The organism is Pseudomonadota bacterium, from assembly GCA_010028905.1.
Lineage (GTDB): Bacteria > Vulcanimicrobiota > Xenobia > RGZZ01 > RGZZ01 > RGZZ01.
This window is the reverse complement of record RGZZ01000591.1, coordinates 1-2,747: the sequence shown is the minus strand read 5'-3', so window position 1 is coordinate 2,747 and position 2,747 is coordinate 1. Positions and strand designations below refer to the sequence as shown.

Below are 2,747 nucleotides of genomic sequence, written 5' to 3'. Positions count from 1 at the left end.
CGCACGCTCGACGTCGGCGTCGGTGGCGTCGGGGTTGTCGAGGATCGCCGTGGCTTCTGCCACGCGGCGATCGGCTTCTTCTTCACTCATGTTCATCGGGTCAGCTTTCGGCTTGGGCGGTTTGGCATCGCCGACGTGGCCGAACACGATGGCAGGGATGCCTCCCACCGTAGTGGTCGGCTTGAACTCGGCGTCGAACGCCTCCATCGCGGCTTTGCGCTCGGCGGCGAACTTGGCGCTCTGCGCCTTCTCGTCTGCCGTTCGTTCCGCAGCAGGGGCCGCAGGCCCGTGTTGCTTCTGCACGATCCGGTACTCGATGTGCCGGGGGTCGAGTAGCATGAACGACTTGACGCGCGCCCCGTCGCGGCTGCTCACCTCGATGTAGTTGAGAGCGAGCGTGGCACTCGACACGCTCTTGAACATAGAGAGCCGACCCTTCGCTTCGTCGAGCACGTCCTCTGGTTTTGTGTCGACGTTCCTCTCTCCGAGGTTCACCGTGTGGCGCTTCACCTTGCGCTCACGCGGCGCGATCCCCTCAACGAACAGCGTGATCTCACGAAGCGGGATGCCTTGCTTTTCCATTCTCCCTGTCTTTCTGCCGCACGGTGCGGCTTTACGAAAAGAACAGCGGTGCCACGCGCCGCTGTCCTGTCTGTTGGACCCGAGGGTCGTTGCCTTATTCGCCAGCGAGGATCGCCATCGCGCGCTCGACGTCGGCGTCGGTAGCGTTCGGGTTGGCGAGGATCGCGTTGGCTTCTGCCACGCGGCGCTCGGCGTCTTCTTCGACGCTCGCCGCACGCGGCGCTTCGATCACCGGAGCCGGGGCGGGCAGCAGCTTGCGGGCGTTGCTCACGATGCGAGCGAACAGCCGACCCTCTGCACGCTCATGCGACTTCTCGCCGTCGCCGCCCTTGTCGTGGGCGACTTCGTGGACGAGCACGCGCAGCGTCTCGTCGAAGTCGGCCAGCAGCTTGCGCGCGATCTTGATCGCCGCGCCGCCGCCTTCGTGCAGACCGAGCAGCCCCTCGTCGCCGAAGTCCACCACCGTCAGCCGGTTCTCGACGGGGCGGTAGCCAAGGTCAGCCGCCGCGCGCTCAACCATGCCGAGCGCCTCGGTGTAGTTGGCCCGCTCGTCACCCGTCAGGTCGCTCCACCCGTAGGTCTTCTGCGTAGCCTTCTTGAAGTCCTCGCGCACCGTCGTCAGGTTCATCGGCGGCAGGTTCTTCAAGGCTTCGACAAGCCCCTGCGGTACGACGACGCCGACCTTGCCGTAGTGCTCAACCTCACGCGCTTCGGCCATGTTGGCGACGGGGATCGCCTCGGCACCGTGCTTCTCGACGAAGGCGTCACCGAGCGCCTTTGCCGTTTCCCCCTGCCCGTACATGGAACCGACACGCGACAAGTCAGGGGCACCCGACACCATCAGTTCCAGAACCTTCGACGGGCTGACAGCCGTGCGCTTCATCGCCTCGGCCCACGCCTGTCCAGCGTGGTACTTGAGGTCGTAGCTGTCGACCATGCGCCTGTCACGGTCAGTCTCCAGCCGCTTGAAGTCGTACCCGACCGACAGGTCTTTGTCGTGCTGGACGAAGATGCCCTTCACGAACACCGACCCTTTCATCGCGGGGGCCAGCAGCACCTTCGCGTCGAAGGTATCCACCACGTCGGCGTCGTCTTGCGGGATGAACGCGAGGAACCGCTTGCTCATGTCCTGCCACGTCGACTTCTCGACGCCGCCGATCTCAACGACGAAGCCACCCACGTCGTTCTCACGCTGGCGGGTGTGGATCGTGAGCACCGCTCGTCCCGAGAAGACTTCGCTGTCTTCCAGACGCGGCGACCACGTCTCGTCGCGGTTGATGATCTTCACGTCATGCCCCGCGCGAACCAACGCGAGCACACCCAACTTGAGTCCTTCGCCGAAGTGGCCCCGGTATTCTCCCGATTCCTTCGACGTGGTGCCCATGAGCCACACATCCTTCTTGAGCCGCGCGTCACGCGACATCACGCGCAGCGTCGAGCCGCTGTGCGTCACTTCCATCTTGAAGCCGTCCTGATCGGCGTCGAGAGCGTTCTGGATGATCTCTCGCACGCCTTCCCAAGCCGACCAGTTGCGGACGTACTCGGTCGCGAGGGTGAGTTGAATCTTCGCCATGACTTCTCTCCTGTCCGCGTCATTCACACGCGGCGTTGCGGAAACGGCAAGGCGCACCATGCGCCCTGCCTCTGATAGTTGGACCCGAGGGTCGTTGCCTTATTCGCCCGCCAGAATCGCCATCGCACGCTCGACGTCGGCGTCGCTGGCGAGGGGATTGGAAAGGATCGCATCTGCCGCCGCCACGCGGTCATCGACCGACGCGAACGTCAACTGCACCGGAACCACGGGCGCAGGCGGCGCAACGGGCGCAGGCGGCGCAACGGGCGCAGGCGGCGCAACGGGCGCAGGCGGCGCAACGGGCGCAGGCGCAGCCTCACGCGCACGCGGCTCCGTCCCTGCGATGATCTCGCCTTCCTCGCCGGGGGCCGGGATGATGAACACCCCCTTCGGCCCGCGCGCGTACTGCCCCGCATGGTGCTCGCGCAACAGCGCGTCCATCGCACGCGCCGCCTTGTACGGCACGCGACGCACGCGGCGCAGACTGTCCCACTCGCCGCCGTGCTTGTTGTGCAGGTCGCGCCATGCGTCGACGGCAGGCGCGTTGTACGGGGTCCGCACGACCCACACGCCACCCTTGCCGTCCTTGTCG

General features: G+C 65.7%; 2 protein-coding genes and 1 pseudogene. 1 reads left to right on the top strand and 2 read right to left on the bottom strand.

The window, feature by feature from the left end:
* On the bottom strand, positions 1–582 hold a 582-nt coding region (locus tag EB084_23230), incomplete at its 3' end, for a hypothetical protein (protein NDD31175.1).
* 94 nt (positions 583–676) lie between these two features.
* The gene (locus tag EB084_23225; GenBank protein ID NDD31174.1) at positions 677–2,155 is read right to left on the bottom strand and encodes a hypothetical protein; all 1,479 of its coding nucleotides are present in this window, start codon (positions 2,153–2,155) and stop codon (positions 677–679) included.
* Positions 2,156–2,372: 217 nt separating this feature from the next.
* Here EB084_23225 and EB084_23220 point away from each other — a divergent pair.
* A pseudogene (locus tag EB084_23220) lies at positions 2,373–2,459 on the top strand (BclA protein).
* Positions 2,460–2,747 lie beyond the last annotated feature (288 nt).